The following is a 15,086-nucleotide window of genomic DNA, read 5'->3' as shown; positions in this document are numbered from 1 at the left end:
GCCCGGGGCGAGGATTGCCATACTCGGGCGGGTGGGTGATGGTGGAGCGGTCGTCGTCGGTGCGGGCCCCAACGGGCTGGCCGCGGCGGTGACGCTCGCCCGGGCGGGGGTGCCGGTGCGGGTGATCGAGCGTATGGGGTCGGTCGGGGGCGGTGCCCGCACGGCGGAGGTGACGCTGCCCGGCTTCCGTCACGACATCTGCTCCGCCGTGCACCCGATGGCCTACGCCTCCCCCTTCTTCGACCGCTTCGGCCTGCGGGACCGGATCGCCTTCGTCGACCCCGAGGTCCCCTACGCCCACGGGCTCGACGCCGACCGGGTGGTCCAGGCCTTCCGCGACCTGGGCCGTACCGCGGACGGGCTCGGGGCGGACGGCGAAGCCTTCCGGACGCTGCTGCGCCCCTTCGTCGACCGACCCGGGCTGATGAGCCGGCTCGTCTCGGACACCCCGCTCCGACCCCCGCTGCGGCCCTGGGGCCTGCTGCGGATCGGGCTGCCCGTGCTGGAGCAGGGCTCCCCGCTCTGGGGCCACCGCTGGGAGACCGAGGAGGCCCCGGCGCTGCTCACCGGCGCCATGGCGCACCCGATCCAACCCATGCCCGGCGTGGGATGGGCCGCCGCGGGCATGATGCTGGCCGCGACCGCCCACGTCGGCGGCTGGCCGATCCCGGTGGGTGGCAGCCAGTCGATCGTGGACGCGATGGCCGACGACGCCCGGGCCCACGGAGCCGAGATCGTCACGGGCCACGAGGTGACGACGCTGGACGAGCTCGGCGACCCGGACGTGGTCATCCTCGACGTCAGCCCGCGGGCGCTGGCCCGGATCGCGGGGGAGCGGCTGCCCGCGCGCTACCTGCGGGCGCTGCGCCGCTTCCGCTACGGCGGGGCGGCGGCCAAGGTCGACTTCGCCCTGTCCGGGCCCGTCCCGTGGAAGGATCCCCGGCTGGGCCGGGCGGGCACGATCCACCTGGGCGGGCCCCGCAGCCAGATGGCGGCCGCGGAGGCCGCGATCGCGCGCGGCGAGCACCCGACCAAGCCGTTCGCCCTGGTGTCCCAGCCCACGAGCTTCGACCCCTCCCGGGCGCCGGAGGGCAAGCACGTCCTGTGGGCCTACACGCACGTCCCTCACGGCTCGACCCTCGACCCGACCGAGGCGATCACCCGGCGGATCGAGGAGTTCGCCCCCGGCTTCCGCGACGTCGTGCTCCACGCGACAGCGCTGTCGGCCGCGGACCTGGAGGCCTACAACCCCAACTACGTGGGCGGGGACATCGCGGTCGGTGACGTAGGGGTCCGACAGCTGGTGGCACGGCCGACCCTGTCGCTCGACCCGTGGCGGACCCCCGCGAGGGGCGTCTACCTGTGCTCCTCCGCCACTCCGCCCGGTCCCGGTGTGCACGGCGTCCCCGGGTGGCGCGCGGCGCTCTCGGCGCTCCGTCACGACTTCGGGATCAGGGACGAGCCGGACCTGTCACCGCGAGGCTGAGCGCCGCGACCGACCGCGCTCGGTCATGGTGAGCTAGCAGGGCACCACGCTGGCCCGGACCCCGTGGCGTCGCGCGGGGGCGGCGGCGTGGCCGGGTGGGCCGTTCCGGGGCGCAGGGCGGCCGGTGCGGTCCTACCCTGCAGGTATGTCGATGCACCGCAGCTCCCCCGACCGCTCACCGATGACGGGCCTCACCGACCGGATCGAGTCCGCGCAGGGTCTGGACGGGCTCGCCGACCAGCTGGGGCACGCCGCCGACCGGCTGGTCGCGGACCCGACCCGCGCCTCGCTGCTCCGCTCGGGGACGATGGGCCACGCCGTCCACCCGGTCCTGACCGACATCCCGCTGGGCGCGTGGATCAGCGCCGCCCTGCTGGACTGGACGGGCGGCCCGCAGATGCGGCCCGCGAGCCAGCGCCTCGTCGCCCTGGGCAACGCGGCCTACCTGCCGACGGCGGTCACCGGGCTGGCCGAGTATGCCGGTCTGGGCCGCCGGGCGCAGCGGGTCGCCAGCGTGCACGCCGTGGCCAACAACATCGCCCTGGGCCTCAACCTCGCGTCGTGGCTCGCCCGCCGCAGCGACCGGCACGGGCTGGGACGTGTGCTCAGCGCCGGTGCCCTGACCGTCGGCGGCTTCGGCGCCTACCTCGGGGGCCACCTGTCGATCGGCATGAAGGTCGGCAGCCACGACCCGCAGATCGACGACGCGGAGACCACCTGACCCGCGGATCGCCCGACGTCAGCGTCGGTCGATGGCCTGGGCCGCCGCGGCGATGTCGTCGAGCTCGGTGCGCAGCGTCTTCTCCGTCAGGGTCCGCGCGAGCGGTCCGACGACGGTGAGCGCCAGCCGTTGCAGCCTGCTGGGGTCACCCGTGGCCCAGGCGAGGAACCGGATGGACAGCTGGGTCGACCTGCCCCCGTCCAGCGGGGCGAGCCCGATCTCGGTGCGGTAGCGGGTGCCGGTGTCGACGGCCTCGGTGACGGTGCGTCGCTCCGGGTCGTTCTCGACGACCGTCATCTCCTGGGTCTCGGACCGGCCGAGCATCCGGCGGGTCTCGCGCCACCGGGTGCCCACCTCGTAGGGGCCGGGGGTGAGGATCTCCAGCTCCACCACCTGCGTCAGGCGCTCGGCCGCCACCTCGAGGTCGGTGAGGACCTCCCAGACGGCCGCGGGGGAGGCGTCGACCCGACGGGCCACGGTGACCTCGTGGACCTCGGTCATCAGCGGCCGTCCGTGCTGACGGCGTCGTCGGCGGTGGGCAGCTCGGTCCACCCCGGGCCGAGGACGAGGATGATCTCGCTGCCCTCGCGCTCGGGCTCCAGCACCAGCTCCAGGTCCTGGCCCACGGTGGTCTCCAGCAGCTCGGCGGCCTCCTGGCCCTCGGGGCCGTGCCGGACGATCCCGACCCCCTCGACCCCGTCGGCGTTGTCGACCGACCCCACGTCGAACCCGCGGGTGCGCAGGGCCTCGGCGGTGCGGCCCGCGAGGCCCGAGGTGCTCGTGCCATTCAGGACGTCCACCGTGACCTGGGCCGGGGTGAGCGCCGGGGGCGGCACGGCGGAGGCGGTGGTGGCGGCGGCGTCCTCACCCTCGCCCTGGCCCAGGCCGAACCAGCCCTGGACGGTCGCGACGGACAGCAGGAGCGCCACCGCGAGCGCGAGGAGCAGCCCGGTGATGACCAGGGCGGCCCGACGGCGCGCTCTGCGGGCGACCGTCGACATACCGGCAGTGCGCACGTATCCCACGGGTGGACTCCTCTCCGACCGTGCAGACTAGCGACCGCTGCGGGTGTCCAGGTCCAGGACACGCCCGTGCACCGCGGGTCGGCCCTGGAGCGCGGCCCGCAGCGCCCGGTGCAGGCCGTCCTCCAGGTAGAGCGTGCCCTGCCACTTCACGACGTGGCAGAAGATGTCGCCGTAGAAGGTGGAGTCCTGGGACAGCAGCGCGCGCAGGTCGAGCACGGCGCGGGTGGTGACCAGCTCGTCCAGCCGGACCATGCGGGGGGCGAGGTGCGCCCAGTCGGCCGGATCGTCCAGGCCGTGCGGAGGGTAGGGGCGGTCCTCGCCCACACCCTTGAAGATCATGCGGCGCAGTCTATTGTCTAGACCGTGAGCGAGCAGAGCGGCAGCGATCAGATCGGCCTCATCCGCGAGGGCTACGCCTTCACCTCCCCGAGCATCGTGCTCGGCGGGGCCGTGGACGGCGAGGCGGTGGTGCCTGACGCCGTCGTCCGTCTGCCGCTGGGCTCGATGAACCGGCACGGTCTGGTCGCGGGGGCGACCGGCACCGGCAAGACCGTCACGCTGCAGGTCCTGGCCGAGCAGCTCTCCGACGCCGGGGTCCCCGTCTTCCTCGCCGACATCAAGGGCGACCTCACGGGGCTGGCGACCGCAGCGGGAGGCCACCCCAAGGTCGAGGAGCGGATGGGGCAGCTGCAGCAGGAGTGGACCGGCACCGCATACCCGGTCGAGGTGTTCAACCTCGGAGGCCACGGGGCCGGCAGCCCGGTCCGGGCGACCATCACCTCCTTCGGGCCCACCCTGCTGTCGAAGGTGCTGCGGCTGAACAAGACCCAGGAGTCCAGCCTGGGCCTGGTCTTCCACTGGGCCGACCAGCGCGGCCTGGCCCTGCTGGACCTCAAGGACCTCCAGGCGGTCATCCAGCACCTCGTCTCCGAGGAGGGCAAGGCCGACCTGAAGGACCTCGGCGGCCTGGCGAAGTCCACGGCCGGGGTCATCCTGCGCGAGCTGGTCGGACTGTCCGCGGCCGGGGGCGACGCCTTCTTCGGCGAGCCGGAGTTCGAGACCCAGGACCTGCTCCGCACCACCGCCGACGGCAAGGGCGTCATCTCGCTGCTGGAGCTGCCCGGGGTGCAGGACAAGCCGGTGCTGTTCTCCACCTTCCTCATGTGGCTGCTCGCCGAGCTCTTCCAGGACCTCCCCGAGGTCGGCAACCCGGACAAGCCCAAGCTCGTCTTCTTCTTCGACGAGGCCCACCTGCTCTTCGACGACGCCTCGGACGCCTTCCTCGAGTCCGTCGAGCAGGCGGTGCGGCTCATCCGTTCCAAGGGTGTCGGCGTCTTCTTCGTCACCCAGACCCCGAAAGACGTGCCGGACTCGGTGCTCGCCCAGCTCGGCAACCGGGTGCAGCACGCCCTGCGCGCCCACACCCCCAACGACGCCAAGGCGCTGCGCGCCACGGTCGCGACCTTCCCGACCAGCGAGTACGACCTCGCCGAGGTGCTCACCTCCCTGCGCACCGGTGAGGCCATCGTCACCGTGCTGTCCGAGGACGGCGCCCCGACCCCCGTCGCGCGCACCTACCTGCGGGCCCCGCAGGGTCAGATCGGCCCGTCGTCCGAGGAGGTCCTGCAGCAGGTGGTCTCCGCCTCCCCGCTGGCTGGCAGGTATGCCGAGGCGGTGGACCGCGAGTCGGCCTACGAGATGCTGCGGGCCCAGATGGAGGCCGCGGCCAAGGCGGTCGAGGAGCAGGAGCGGGCGGAGGCGGAGGCGCCGGCCGGCGGGGACGGTGGTCGCTCGCGCCGCACCCAGGAGGACCGCGGGGGCGTCGTCGGGCAGGTCGTGCAGTCGACGGCCTTCAAGTCGATGCTGCGCTCGGCCGGCACCGTGATCGGCCGCGAGATCTCCCGCTCGCTCTTCGGGACGCGGCGCCGTCGCTGACCCCCTCGTACGCCGAAGGCCCCCGACCGCTGGTCGGGGGCCTTCGTCGTGTGGCGGAGGATGGGGGATTTGAACCCCCGAGGGTTTTATCCCAACACGATTTCCAATCGTGCGCACTAGGCCACTATGCGAATCCTCCGCCGGAAAGGATACCCGAGCCGCGCCCGGCCCCGAAATCAGCGAGCGACCGCCCCGGCGCCCACCGTTCCCCGGTGCCCGTCGAGGGTGGCATAATCACCTGCTGTTAGAACACCCATACCTTGACCTGATGGGACGCCAGCATGGCCCGCACCTGGAAGCCCGACCCCACCTTCTACCCCTCGCCCGAGCTGGCGGCCGAGGCGCCTCCGGAGCGGCACGCCTTCGTCGCCACCTTCTGGCGCGGTGAGGGGGAGCCCAACAAGGACGCGCTGGCGGTGGTGAGCGTGGACCCCGAGGCCGACGACTACGGCCAGGTGGTGGGCTGGTGCGAGATGCCCAACTACGGCGACGAGCTGCACCACCACGGGTGGAACGCCTGCTCCTCGGCGCTGTGCCCCAACAACCCGCACCCCCACGTGGAGCGCCGCTACCTGCTCATGATGGGGCTGCGCTCCAGCCGCATCCACTTCGTCGACGTCAAGGACGACCCGCGCAACCCGCGGATCGCCAAGATCATCGAGCCGGAGGAGTACAAGGCGAAGTCCGGCTACTCCCGTCCGCACACCGCCCACTGCGGCCCCGAGGGCATCTACATCACCAACCTCGGGGCGGCCGAGGGGGACGAGGGGCCGGGTGGGATCGCGCTGCTCGACCACGACACCTTCGAGGTGAAGGGGACGTGGGAGAAGGACCGCGGGCCGCAGTACCTCGCCTACGACTTCTGGTGGCACATCAACCACGACCGGCTCATCGCCAGCGAGTGGGGCACCCCCCGCCAGATCGAGAACGGCGTGCACGTCGAGGACCTGCTCGCCGGCAGGTACGGCCACACCGTGCACATCTTCGACCTGGCGACCCGCAAGCACCTGCAGGCCCTGGACCTGGGTCCTCAGTACCAGATGGCCCTCGAGCTGCGCCCTGCCCACGACCCGGACCAGCAGTACGGCTTCATCGGCGTCGTGCTGTCCCTGGAGGACCTGTCGGCCTCCATCTGGTGCTGGAGGCGGGAGGGCGACGGGGACTTCACCATCTCCAAGGTCTTCGACATCCCCGCCGAGCCGGTGGCCGAGGAGGACGTCGACCGGCTCCCGGAGATCCTGCGCCCCTTCAAGGCGGTGCCGCCGCTGGTGACGGACATCGACCTGTCGGTGGACGACCGCTTCCTCTACGTCTCCTGCTTCGGCACCGGCCGGGCTCTCCAGCTCGACGTGTCCGACCCGATGCACCCGGTCAAGGTCGGCGAGGTGCAGCTCGGCGGCATCATGGCCCGCGCCTCCCACCCGGCGGCCCCGGACCTGCCCCTCCTGGGGGCCCCGCAGATGGTGGAGCTGTCCCGGGACGGCAAGCGGGTCTACTGGACCAACTCGCTCTACGGCGCCTGGGACGACGACTTCTACCCCGAGGGTGTGGGCGCGTGGATGGCGCTCGCGCACGTCGACACCGAGAACGGCGGGATGCGGCTGGACGAGCGCTTCTTCCCCCACGGGGCGGACTTCCGCGGCAACCGGGTGCACCAGACGCACCTGGAGGGCGGCGACGCCTCGAGCGACTCCTACTGCTTCAGCTGACGGGCGCACCCACGACGTGCTGCTCACCCACGCCGGCCACGGGTCGGGCGGCGGCCTCGACCTGGCCGCCCTCCTCGCCTCCGTCGGTCTCGGCCTCTTCCACGGCGTCAACCCCGCCATGGGCTGGCTCTTCGCACTGTCCTTCGGGCTGCAGGAGAAGAGCCGGCGGGCGATCCTGCGCTCCCTGGCCTGGATCGTCGTCGGGCACGAGGCCTCCGTCCTGCCCTCCGCGCTCGTCATCACGCTCTTCGCCGGGCAGGTCACCCGGAGCGTGGCCATGGGCGTCGTCTCCGCGGCCCTGCTCGCCTTCGGGCTGGTGCTGCTGCTGCGGCCCCGCCACTTCCGCTGGGTCGGTATGCGGTTACGCCCGTGGCAGCTCGCCTGGTGGTCCTTCCTCATGTCGACGGTCACCGGCGCCGGTCTGATGCTCGCGCCCGTGCTGCTGCACACGACCAGCTCGCACGAGCACTCCGTCGCCGGGGCGCTGTCGGGCGACCTCACCTCCGCGGCGGTGGTCGCGCTCGTGCACGCCCTGGGCATGGCCCTGGCCGCGGGGACCGTGGCCCTGCTCGTCTACCAGACCGTGGGGGTCCGCATCCTGCGCACCCACTGGGTCAACCTGGACCGCGTGTGGGCCTTCGCCTTCGTCGTGGCGGGCCTGGGGGTGGCCGCGGCTTGGATCGGGCTCGGCTGAGGGCCTAGACTGGCCCCCGGACCCCTCGTGCGGTGGTACCTCACTGAACTCCCCCAGGGCAGGAATGCAGCAAGGGCAGGTGAGCTCTTCCAGGTGCGCGAGGGGTTCTTCACGCCCCGGGTCCCCGCGTCCCCGCCCCGGCACTCAGGGCCGGAGCATGACCTTGATGGCGCGCCGTTCGTCCATCGCGGCGTAGGCCTCGGCGACCTCGGCCAGCGGCAGGGTGAGGTCGAAGACGCGGCCGGGGTCGATCTCGCCGGCCAGGACCTCGTCGCGCAGCCGGGGCAGGTAGCGCCGCACCGGGGCGACGCCGCCGGCGAGCCGGACGTTGCGCCGGAACATGTCGGACACCGGGACCTCCACCCCGTGCGGGACGCCGACGAAGCCGACGGACCCCCCGGGCCGGGCGCAGGCGAAGGCCTGCGTCATCGAGTCGCCGGTGCCGACGCACTCCAGCACCCGGTCGGCCCCCACCCCGTCGGTCAGCTCCAGGACGCGCTCGGCGCCCTCCTCGCCACGCTCGGCCACGACGTCGGTGGCGCCGAACTCGCGCGCCACCGCCTGCCGCGTCTCGTGCCGGGACATCGCGATGACGCGCCCGGCGCCGAGCCGGGCCGCCGACAGCACGGCCGACAGGCCGACGGCGCCGTCACCGACGACGACGACCGTCTCGCCCTCCTGCACCCCGGCCGAGACCGCGCAGTGCCAGCCGGTGCCCATGACGTCGGAAAGGGCCAGCATCGAGGCGAGCTGGCCCTCCCCGGGGACCTCCGGGGTCGGGACCAGCGTGCCGTCGGCGTAGGGCACCCGGACCATCTCGCCCTGGCAGGCGGGGGTCGGCTCGCCGTCGCCGTCCGGCCCGCCCCAGCCGCGGCCGCCCCGGACGCAGGAGGTGTGCACGCCGTACCGGCAGTGGGCGCACTCCCCGCAGGAGTAGACGAACGGGGCGATGACGAACTGGCCCGGCCGCACCGTCCGCACGTCGGCGCCGACCTCCTCGACGATCCCGACGAACTCGTGGCCGATGGGGCGGGGCGACTCCACGGGGTTGATCCCCCGGTAGGGCCACAGGTCCGAGCCGCAGACGCAGCTGGCGGAGACGCGGACGAGGGCGTCCGTCGGTCGCAGCACCCTGGGGTCGGCGACCGCCTCGAGCCGGACGTCGCGGGTGCCGTGGATCATCGTTGCTCGCATCCCCCCATCCTGACAGCGCCGGTCGTGCGACGATGGGCCCGCCCCGGCGTCGCCCTCCGGGCCGCTGCGAGATCGTGCGAAAGGACCCGCGTATGCCGTACCAGGTCAGCTCCGAGGTCGGCCGCCTGCGCCAGGTGATCGTCCACCGCCCAGGGCTCGAGATGCACCGGCTCACGCCCGACAACAAGGAGCGCTACCTCTTCGACGAGATCCTCTGGGTCGAGCAGGCGCAGCGGGAGCACGACCACTTCGTCCGGGTCATGGAGGAGCGCGGGGTGGTGGTGCACCACTTCGACCAGCTGCTGCGCGAGACGCTCGCCGCACCGCAGGCGCGCGAGCACGTCCTCGACCACAGCCTGGACGTGCGGCACGTCGGCCCGCTGGCCGCGGCCGAGCTGCGGGCGATGTTCGAGGAGATGGACGACGGCACGCTGACCCGCCACCTCATCGGGGGGATCACCAAGAAGGAGGTCCTGGAGCGGGTCCCCGTCACCCACTCCCTGCTCATCGAGCAGCTGGACGAGCACGACTCGGTCCTCGCGCCGCTGCCCAACCACCTCTTCACCCGGGACACCTCCGCCTGGGTCAACGACGGCGTCGCCGTCAACTCCATGCACAAGAAGGCGCGGCGCCGCGAGACCGTCCACTACGACGCCATCTACCGCTTCCACCCCATGTTCGCGGAGTCGGGCATGAACTGGTGGGCCCACGGCATCGACGACGGCCCGGCCACCGCCGAGGGCGGCGACATCCTCGTGCTCGGCAACGGCGTCGTCCTCGTCGGCCTGTCCGAGCGCACCTCGGCGATGGGCGTCGAGCGGCTGGCGCAGCGGCTGCTGGCCTCGGGCGGGATCAGCACGGTGATGGCCCTGGACATGCCCAAGGCCCGCGCCGTCATGCACCTGGACACCGTGATGACGATGATCGACCAGGAGACCTTCACCCGCTACTCCGGCCTCCCGCAGCTGCCGTCGTGGACCATGACGGCCGGCGAGGTGGTGGACGGGGAGCTCGACATCCTGGTGGAGCGGCACGAGCCGGAGGACATGGACAAGGTCCTGGCGCACGCACTCGGGCTGAGCTCGCTGCGGGTCCTCGCCGCCGAGCAGGACCCGCGGGCCGCCGCCCGGGAGCAGTGGGACGACGGCTGCAACGTCCTGGCGCTGGAGCCGGGGGTGGTCGTGGGCTACGAGCGCAACACCGTGACCAACGACTACCTCCGCGGTCAGGGCGTCGAGGTGCTGGAGATCAGCGGCGGGGAGCTGGGCCGCGGACGCGGCGGGCCGCGCTGCATGTCGTGCCCTATCGAGCGCGACCCGCTGGACTGAGGCAGGGACCGGTCGGTATGCCGCCACGTCGCCGCGTCGACCCCGCCGCGGGTGCGCAGGCCCTCGCCGCGTGGGTGGCTGCCGACGGCGCGGACCTCCCGCGCCAGACCACCGCCACCGCGGTGCGCTACACGCTGGAGGAGCTGGCGGCCCGCGCACCCGGCCGGTCGGTCGAGGTGCGCGTTCCGCCCTTCGGTGCGGTGCAGTGCATCGAGGGTCCCCGCCACACGCGGGGTACGCCGACGAACGTGGTGGAGACCGACGCCGGGACCTGGCTGGCGCTCGCGACGGGTGGGCTCACCTGGCACGAGGCCGAGGGCTCGGGGGCGGTCCGCCGCTCCGGCATCCGGGCGGACCTGTCCGCGCACCTGCCGTTGCTCTAGCCGCCGGCCCCGCGGGCGGGCACGAGCCGGGACACCTCCGAGCGCACGTAGGCGCTCACCGGCCGCGGCTCGATCCCGGCCTCCCGCAGCGGTGCGTCGGTGGTGGCAAACTCCTCGGTGTCGCCGTGCAGCGCCATCCCGGCCTCCGGACCGCCGACCTCCACGACGGCCGGCGGATCGGGCGCCACCGCCAGGTGGGCGGTCAGGGCGGCGACGTCGTCGACGGCGACGTAGCGGTGCGGGGTGCGGCCGCGGCCGAAGATCTGGGCGCGTCCGGCCTCGGCGTCGAAGCCACCCAGCCGGCCGGCCAAGACCTCCTGGAACATCTCCGCACGGACGATCACCGCAGGGAGGGACGAGGACCGCAGGAGCTCCTCGGTGGCGTGCTTCGCGGCCGCGAACGGCGCGCTGCGCGCCATACCCTCCCCGCCGGCGGCCGACACGAAGACGAAGCGGCGCACCCCCGCCCGCTCCGCGGCGTGCACCAGGTTGGCGTTGCCGTCGCGGTCGACGGCGTCGATGGACAGGTCGGTCGGGCCGGCGAGCAACCGGCCGATCGCGTTGGCGGTCGTCACGACCGTGTCGACGCCCGCCAGCGCGCGGTCCAGGCTGGCCGGCTCCCGGAGGTCACCTGCTGCACGACGCGCCCTCCGAGGTCACCGGTGGCGCCGCAGACGAGGATCATCCCGGCCTCCTTCCCCCCTCCGACGGCAGGGTCCCTGGCCCTGGACGGCCTCCAGGGCCTGCCTCCACTGTGCTCCGGCGGGCTCACGGGCGGCAAGGGTCGCGGCAGGTGACCTCGGGCACACACCTGCGCCGTGGGCTCGCCCGCCGGAGGGGGCGGCGTCATACTGACGAGGTGGCACGCAAGGACGACATGGAGACCATCCCGGCCGCCGGGCCCCAGCACCTGCCCTACCGCCGCCGGCCGCGGCTGCAGAGCTTCCTCGTGGCCGGTGTCGTCCTCGGCCTGGTCGTGGGCGGTCTGGTCGGCTACCTCGGCCCGGACGCCCCGGGCAGCTCGGCCCTCCAGGAGGTCATCCTGCTCGCCACGATCGGGGCCGTCCTGGGCGGGTTCCTGGGCTCGATCGCCTACCTCGTCGCCGACCGCCTGAGCACACCGGACCAGCGGTGAGCCCCCGGCCCGGGGGCCGGCCGGGGTCCGGGCCGTCGCGTCCGCAGGCCCCGGGCCCGGGACGCCCCGCGCCCCACCTGCCGCCCTACCTGGTCTCGGGGGCGGTGCTCGGTTTCCTCGTCGGGGCGGGACTGGCGATCTTCGGGGCGGAGACGCCCATGAGCAGCATCCTGCAGCAGGTGGTGCTGCTCGGGGTGCTCTTCGCCGCGCTCGGGGTCCTGCTGGGTGCCGTCGTCTACCTCGTGGTCGACTGGCGCCACGAGCACCCCACCCTGCGCTAGCCGGGGCCCCGCCGCGTCAGCGGGCCGGGACCTCGCACCCGTCGGGGCCGCACACCGCGGCGCCGTCGTCGGACCCGGCTGTCCCGGAGGCCGTGCCGGCCGCGCCGCCGCCGAGCGTGGTCAGGGGAGGGTGCGCGTCGGCCCAGGCCCGGCGCAGCGCGTCGGCGAAGACCTCGCCGGGCTGCGCCCCCGAGATGCCGTAGCGCCCGTCGAGGACGAAGAAGGGCACGCCCCCGGCGCCGAGGGCCGAGGCCTGCCGGATGTCGGCGGTGACCTCCTCGTCGTAGGCGTCCGAGCCCAGCACGCGGTCCACCTCCTCCGGCGACAGCCCGACCTCGGAGGCTGCCGCCCGCAGGACGACGTGGTCGCTCACGTCGAGCGCGCGGACGAAGTAGTCCTCCAGCAGCCGCTCCTTGAGGTCCCCCTGCAGCCGGGGCCCACCGGTCTCCAGGGCCAGGTGCAGCAGCCGGTGGGCGTCCCGGGTCGCGACGTGCATCGTGTCGTCCAGCCGGTAGCGGAGACCCTCGCCCTGCGCCGTCTCGGCCACCCGGCGGGTCATGGCGGCGATCTGGTCGGGGGTGCCGCCGTACTTCTCCGCCAGGTGGGCCGCGCTCGTGCGGGTCGGGGGGACGGGCGCCCCCGGCGCGAGCTCGTAGCTGCGCCACACGACCTCCACCTCGTCCCGGTGCTCGAAGCCCGCGAGCGCCGTCTCGAGGCGGCGCTTGCCGATGTAGCACCACGGGCAGGCGATGTCGGACCAGATGTCGATGCGCATGGCGGGGACAACGTGAGAGTGACGCGTCACATTCCCCCGGGCCGGGTGGTGGGGCGGTCGCCCTGTGGAAGGATGGGGAGCGTGGCTCGCGCTGACGGACGGCTCTCGCACGACCTCCTGCCGGGGGAGCGCCTGCCCCAGGACGCCTGCGGCGTCTTCGGGGTATGGGCCCCGGGGGAGGAGGTCGCGAAGCTCGCGTACTTCGGGCTCTACGCGCTGCAGCACCGGGGGCAGGAGGCGGCCGGCATCGCCACCAGCGACGGCCAGCGGCTCGTGGTCTACAAGGACGTGGGCCTGGTCAGCCAGGTCTTCGACGAGGCGGCGCTGGCCTCGCTGCCCGGTCACGTCGCCGTGGGGCACTGCCGCTACTCGACGACCGGTCGCAACAGCTGGGAGAACGCCCAGCCCACCCTCGGCGGGACCGACGACCACACGGTCGCCCTGGCGCACAACGGCAACCTCATCAACACCGCCGAGCTGCGCGACCGCCTGACCTCGCTGCACGCCGGGCGGCTGGACAAACGTTCCGGGGAGGTGGCGCGCGGCAACACCACGGACACCGCCATCGTCACCGGCCTGCTCACCGCCGACCACGACCTGCCGCTGGAGGAGGCGGCGATGGACGTCCTGCCGCGGCTGCGGGGCGCCTTCAGCCTCATCTTCTGCGACGAGACGACCCTGTATGCCGCCCGCGACCCGCAGGGGGTGCGGCCGCTGGTCCTGGGCCGGCTCGAGCGCGGGTGGGTGGTCGCCTCCGAGACCGCGGCCCTGGACATCGTCGGGGCCTCCGTGGTGCGGGAGGTCGAGCCGGGGGAGATCATCGCCGTCGACGAGGACGGCCTGCGCAGCCGGCGCTTCGCCGACCCGGCCCCCAAGCGGTGCGTCTTCGAGTGGGTCTACCTCGCCCGGCCCGACACGACGATCGCCGGCCGCGAGGTCTACGACGCCCGGGTCGAGATGGGCCGACGGCTCGCGCGCGAGCACCCGGTCGAGGCCGACCTGGTGATGCCGACGCCGGAGTCCGGCACCCCCGCGGCGATCGGTTACGCCGAGGCCTCCGGCATCCCCTTCGGGCACGGCCTGGTGAAGAACGCCTACGTCGGCCGCACCTTCATCGCCCCCAGCCAGACGATCCGCCAGCTCGGCATCCGGCTCAAGCTCAACCCGCTGCGGGACGTCATCCGGGGCAAGCGGCTCGTGGTGGTCGACGACTCGATCGTGCGCGGCAACACCCAGCGGGCCCTGGTGCGCATGCTGCGCGAGGCCGGTGCGGCCGAGGTGCACGTGCGCATCTCGTCCCCGCCCGTGCGCTGGCCCTGCTTCTACGGCATCGACTTCGCCACCCGCGCGGAGCTCATCGCCACCGGCCTGGCGGTGGAGGACATCCGGGCCTCCGTCGGGGCGGACTCCCTGGGCTACATCTCCGAGGAGGGCATGGTGGCGGCCACCGAGCAGGACCGGTCGACGCTGTGCACCGCGTGCTTCTCGGGCGACTACCCGATCGAGCTCCCGGCGGCGGACCAGCTCGGCAAGGACGTGCTCGAGCTGCAGTTCCCCGTCGCGCACGGGGACGTGCCGCCCACCGAGGTCGGCACCCTCGACGTGGACCGGGTGGGCACGGGCGCCCTGTCCCCGGAGGCGGGGACGGCCCGACGGGCCTGAGCCCTGCCGGGCCGCGACCTCAGGGGTGCCGGACGTCGATCACGATCCGGGCGGGGTCGGCCAGGGTGAAGATGCGGTAGTCGGTGTCCTCGCGCAGCCCGACGAGGATCTGCTGCTGTCCCTCGAAGAGGGCGCCGAAGACCACCTCGGTGACGACCTCGGTGCCCTGGCCCTGCACCGGCCCGTCGTCGTAGCGGTCGGGGGAGTCCACGGTCCAGTCGATCCCGGCGATCCCCAGCTGCAGGAAGCGCTCGCCCTCCACGTCGAGGGGCAGGCCCGAGGGGTCCTCCACGGCCTCGTCGACCAACCGCGCGAACCAGCCCAGCGTCGGCTCGTCCCCGGTGAGATCCAGCACGACGCGGTCGAAGTCCTCGTGCCGCCCCGTCCGCACCCCGGTGATCTCCTGGGCCGACCCGGCCGCCTGCGGCGCCTCCTCGGTGAGGTCGTCGGTCCACGGCGGCAGCGCCGACGGTGGCAGCCCGGTCTCCGTCGCGTCCCCGGTCGGTCCCGCCGAGGGCGCGGTCTCCGTCGGGTCCTCGCCCGCGGTCTCCGTCGGGTCCTCGCTCGGGGTCCCGGTCGCGTCCTCGCTCGAGGTCTCGTCCTGCGTCGTCGGGGCGGCCTCGCTCGGCGTCGGCGTCGCGCTGGTGGGGGTGGGTGAGCCGGCCGGCTCGCCCCCGGCCTGGCACCCGGCGAGCAGCAGCACGGCCACGGCCGTCGCTGCCCCCGTCCTCCTGCACGCCCTCCTGCTCATACCTCGA

The 15,086-nt window shown here is 73.6% G+C and carries 17 protein-coding genes, 1 tRNA gene and 1 other RNA gene; 11 read left to right on the top strand and 8 right to left on the bottom strand.

Annotated features, from left to right (window positions below):
- Positions 1 to 31 precede the first annotated feature (31 nt).
- Both E3Z34_RS15375 and E3Z34_RS15370 read left to right on the top strand, forming a co-directional pair.
- Positions 32 to 1,486, top strand: a complete 1,455-nt coding sequence (locus tag E3Z34_RS15375; RefSeq protein ID WP_134774308.1) for a phytoene desaturase family protein — start codon at positions 32 to 34, stop codon at positions 1,484 to 1,486.
- 145 nt (positions 1,487 to 1,631) lie between these two features.
- On the top strand, positions 1,632 to 2,207 hold the full coding sequence (locus E3Z34_RS15370) for a DUF2231 domain-containing protein (RefSeq protein WP_134774307.1): 576 nt from the start codon (positions 1,632 to 1,634) through the stop codon (positions 2,205 to 2,207).
- An 18-nt stretch (positions 2,208 to 2,225) separates the two neighbouring features.
- Here E3Z34_RS15370 and E3Z34_RS15365 read toward each other — a convergent pair whose 3' ends face one another.
- From E3Z34_RS15365 to E3Z34_RS15355, 3 genes are read right to left on the bottom strand one after another with little or no spacing between them, the layout of a single operon-like run.
- Entirely contained in the window at positions 2,226 to 2,708 is a 483-nt protein-coding gene (locus tag E3Z34_RS15365; RefSeq protein WP_134774306.1) for an SRPBCC family protein, read from the bottom strand.
- Positions 2,708 to 3,208: a LytR C-terminal domain-containing protein gene (locus E3Z34_RS15360; protein WP_134774305.1), complete on the bottom strand. Its 501-nt coding sequence runs from the start codon at positions 3,206 to 3,208 to the stop codon at positions 2,708 to 2,710. Before E3Z34_RS15360 ends, E3Z34_RS15365 begins: the two co-directional genes overlap by 1 nt.
- A gap of 51 nt (positions 3,209 to 3,259) precedes the next feature.
- Positions 3,260 to 3,571: a type II toxin-antitoxin system VapB family antitoxin gene (locus E3Z34_RS15355; RefSeq protein ID WP_134774304.1), complete on the bottom strand. Its 312-nt coding sequence runs from the start codon at positions 3,569 to 3,571 to the stop codon at positions 3,260 to 3,262.
- 24 nt (positions 3,572 to 3,595) lie between these two features.
- Between E3Z34_RS15355 and E3Z34_RS15350 the strand changes: the two genes are divergently transcribed.
- The gene (locus E3Z34_RS15350) at positions 3,596 to 5,167 is read left to right on the top strand and encodes a helicase HerA-like domain-containing protein (RefSeq protein WP_134774303.1); all 1,572 of its coding nucleotides are present in this window, start codon (positions 3,596 to 3,598) and stop codon (positions 5,165 to 5,167) included.
- Between the two features lie 51 nt (positions 5,168 to 5,218).
- Here the strand turns inward: E3Z34_RS15350 and E3Z34_RS15345 are convergent.
- Positions 5,219 to 5,306 (bottom strand) — tRNA-Ser (locus E3Z34_RS15345).
- A 142-nt stretch (positions 5,307 to 5,448) separates the two neighbouring features.
- On the opposite strand from E3Z34_RS15345, the gene E3Z34_RS15340 reads away from it, so the two are divergent.
- The 3 genes from E3Z34_RS15340 to ffs all read left to right on the top strand — a co-directional run bounded on the left by E3Z34_RS15340 (position 5,449) and on the right by ffs (position 7,682).
- Positions 5,449 to 6,876: a selenium-binding protein SBP56-related protein gene (locus E3Z34_RS15340; RefSeq protein WP_134774302.1), complete on the top strand. Its 1,428-nt coding sequence runs from the start codon at positions 5,449 to 5,451 to the stop codon at positions 6,874 to 6,876.
- 16 nt (positions 6,877 to 6,892) lie between these two features.
- Complete coding sequence (locus tag E3Z34_RS15335) at positions 6,893 to 7,570, top strand: hypothetical protein (protein ID WP_134774301.1); 678 nt, start codon at positions 6,893 to 6,895, stop codon at positions 7,568 to 7,570.
- A gap of 17 nt (positions 7,571 to 7,587) precedes the next feature.
- Positions 7,588 to 7,682: signal recognition particle sRNA small type (gene ffs / locus E3Z34_RS15330), an RNA gene on the top strand.
- A gap of 32 nt (positions 7,683 to 7,714) precedes the next feature.
- Here the strand turns inward: ffs and E3Z34_RS15325 are convergent.
- Positions 7,715 to 8,764, bottom strand: coding sequence for a zinc-dependent alcohol dehydrogenase family protein (locus tag E3Z34_RS15325; protein ID WP_134774300.1), 1,050 nt, complete (start codon positions 8,762 to 8,764; stop codon positions 7,715 to 7,717).
- 92 nt (positions 8,765 to 8,856) lie between these two features.
- Here E3Z34_RS15325 and E3Z34_RS15320 point away from each other — a divergent pair, with 92 nt between their 5' ends.
- Positions 8,857 to 10,092 carry an arginine deiminase gene (locus tag E3Z34_RS15320; RefSeq protein WP_134774299.1) on the top strand — a complete coding sequence of 412 codons (1,236 nt, stop codon included), beginning with the start codon at positions 8,857 to 8,859 and terminating at the stop codon, positions 10,090 to 10,092.
- A 17-nt stretch (positions 10,093 to 10,109) separates the two neighbouring features.
- Complete coding sequence (locus E3Z34_RS15315; protein WP_134774298.1) at positions 10,110 to 10,475, top strand: sterol carrier family protein; 366 nt, start codon at positions 10,110 to 10,112, stop codon at positions 10,473 to 10,475.
- On the opposite strand, the gene E3Z34_RS15310 is transcribed toward E3Z34_RS15315, so the two are convergent.
- On the bottom strand, positions 10,472 to 11,071 hold the full coding sequence (locus tag E3Z34_RS15310) for an NAD(P)H-binding protein (protein ID WP_238695515.1): 600 nt from the start codon (positions 11,069 to 11,071) through the stop codon (positions 10,472 to 10,474). The genes E3Z34_RS15315 and E3Z34_RS15310 overlap by 4 nt on opposite strands.
- Before the next feature lie 263 nt (positions 11,072 to 11,334).
- Here E3Z34_RS15310 and E3Z34_RS15305 point away from each other — a divergent pair, with 263 nt between their 5' ends.
- Positions 11,335 to 11,610, top strand: coding sequence for a hypothetical protein (locus tag E3Z34_RS15305; protein WP_134774296.1), 276 nt, complete (start codon positions 11,335 to 11,337; stop codon positions 11,608 to 11,610).
- Positions 11,607 to 11,891: a hypothetical protein gene (locus tag E3Z34_RS15300; RefSeq protein WP_134774295.1), complete on the top strand. Its 285-nt coding sequence runs from the start codon at positions 11,607 to 11,609 to the stop codon at positions 11,889 to 11,891. Before E3Z34_RS15305 ends, E3Z34_RS15300 begins: the two co-directional genes overlap by 4 nt.
- Before the next feature lie 16 nt (positions 11,892 to 11,907).
- On the opposite strand, the gene E3Z34_RS15295 is transcribed toward E3Z34_RS15300, so the two are convergent.
- Positions 11,908 to 12,666: a DsbA family oxidoreductase gene (locus E3Z34_RS15295; protein ID WP_134774294.1), complete on the bottom strand. Its 759-nt coding sequence runs from the start codon at positions 12,664 to 12,666 to the stop codon at positions 11,908 to 11,910.
- Between the two features lie 81 nt (positions 12,667 to 12,747).
- On the opposite strand from E3Z34_RS15295, the gene purF reads away from it, so the two are divergent.
- On the top strand, positions 12,748 to 14,328 hold the full coding sequence (purF, locus tag E3Z34_RS15290; RefSeq protein WP_134774293.1) for an amidophosphoribosyltransferase: 1,581 nt from the start codon (positions 12,748 to 12,750) through the stop codon (positions 14,326 to 14,328).
- A gap of 19 nt (positions 14,329 to 14,347) precedes the next feature.
- Here purF and E3Z34_RS15285 read toward each other — a convergent pair whose 3' ends face one another.
- A complete protein-coding gene (locus E3Z34_RS15285; protein WP_134774292.1) occupies positions 14,348 to 15,079 on the bottom strand; it encodes an AMIN-like domain-containing (lipo)protein in 732 nt (243 codons plus the stop codon).
- Between the last annotated feature and the right edge of the window lie 7 nt (positions 15,080 to 15,086).

This window comes from Ornithinimicrobium flavum, from assembly GCF_004526345.1.
Lineage (GTDB): Bacteria > Actinomycetota > Actinomycetes > Actinomycetales > Dermatophilaceae > Ornithinicoccus > Ornithinicoccus flavus.
The sequence above is the reverse complement of the archived record's forward strand: the minus strand, read 5'-3'. Positions and strand labels throughout refer to the sequence as shown.

Excerpts from the sequence above, each read along its gene's own strand:
- E3Z34_RS15370 (WP_134774307.1), top strand. The coding sequence starts at position 1,632 with ATGTCGATGCACCGCAGCTCCCCCGACCGCTCACCGATGACGGGCCTC.
- E3Z34_RS15365 (WP_134774306.1), bottom strand. The coding sequence starts at position 2,708 with ATGACCGAGGTCCACGAGGTCACCGTGGCCCGTCGGGTCGACGCCTCC.
- E3Z34_RS15360 (WP_134774305.1), bottom strand. The coding sequence starts at position 3,208 with ATGTCGACGGTCGCCCGCAGAGCGCGCCGTCGGGCCGCCCTGGTCATC.
- E3Z34_RS15355 (WP_134774304.1), bottom strand. The coding sequence starts at position 3,571 with ATGATCTTCAAGGGTGTGGGCGAGGACCGCCCCTACCCTCCGCACGGC.
- E3Z34_RS15340 (WP_134774302.1), top strand. The coding sequence starts at position 5,449 with ATGGCCCGCACCTGGAAGCCCGACCCCACCTTCTACCCCTCGCCCGAG.
- E3Z34_RS15325 (WP_134774300.1), bottom strand. The coding sequence starts at position 8,764 with ATGCGAGCAACGATGATCCACGGCACCCGCGACGTCCGGCTCGAGGCG.
- E3Z34_RS15320 (WP_134774299.1), top strand. The coding sequence starts at position 8,857 with ATGCCGTACCAGGTCAGCTCCGAGGTCGGCCGCCTGCGCCAGGTGATC.
- E3Z34_RS15315 (WP_134774298.1), top strand. The coding sequence starts at position 10,110 with ATGCCGCCACGTCGCCGCGTCGACCCCGCCGCGGGTGCGCAGGCCCTC.
- E3Z34_RS15295 (WP_134774294.1), bottom strand. The coding sequence starts at position 12,666 with ATGCGCATCGACATCTGGTCCGACATCGCCTGCCCGTGGTGCTACATC.
- E3Z34_RS15285 (WP_134774292.1), bottom strand. The coding sequence starts at position 15,079 with ATGAGCAGGAGGGCGTGCAGGAGGACGGGGGCAGCGACGGCCGTGGCC.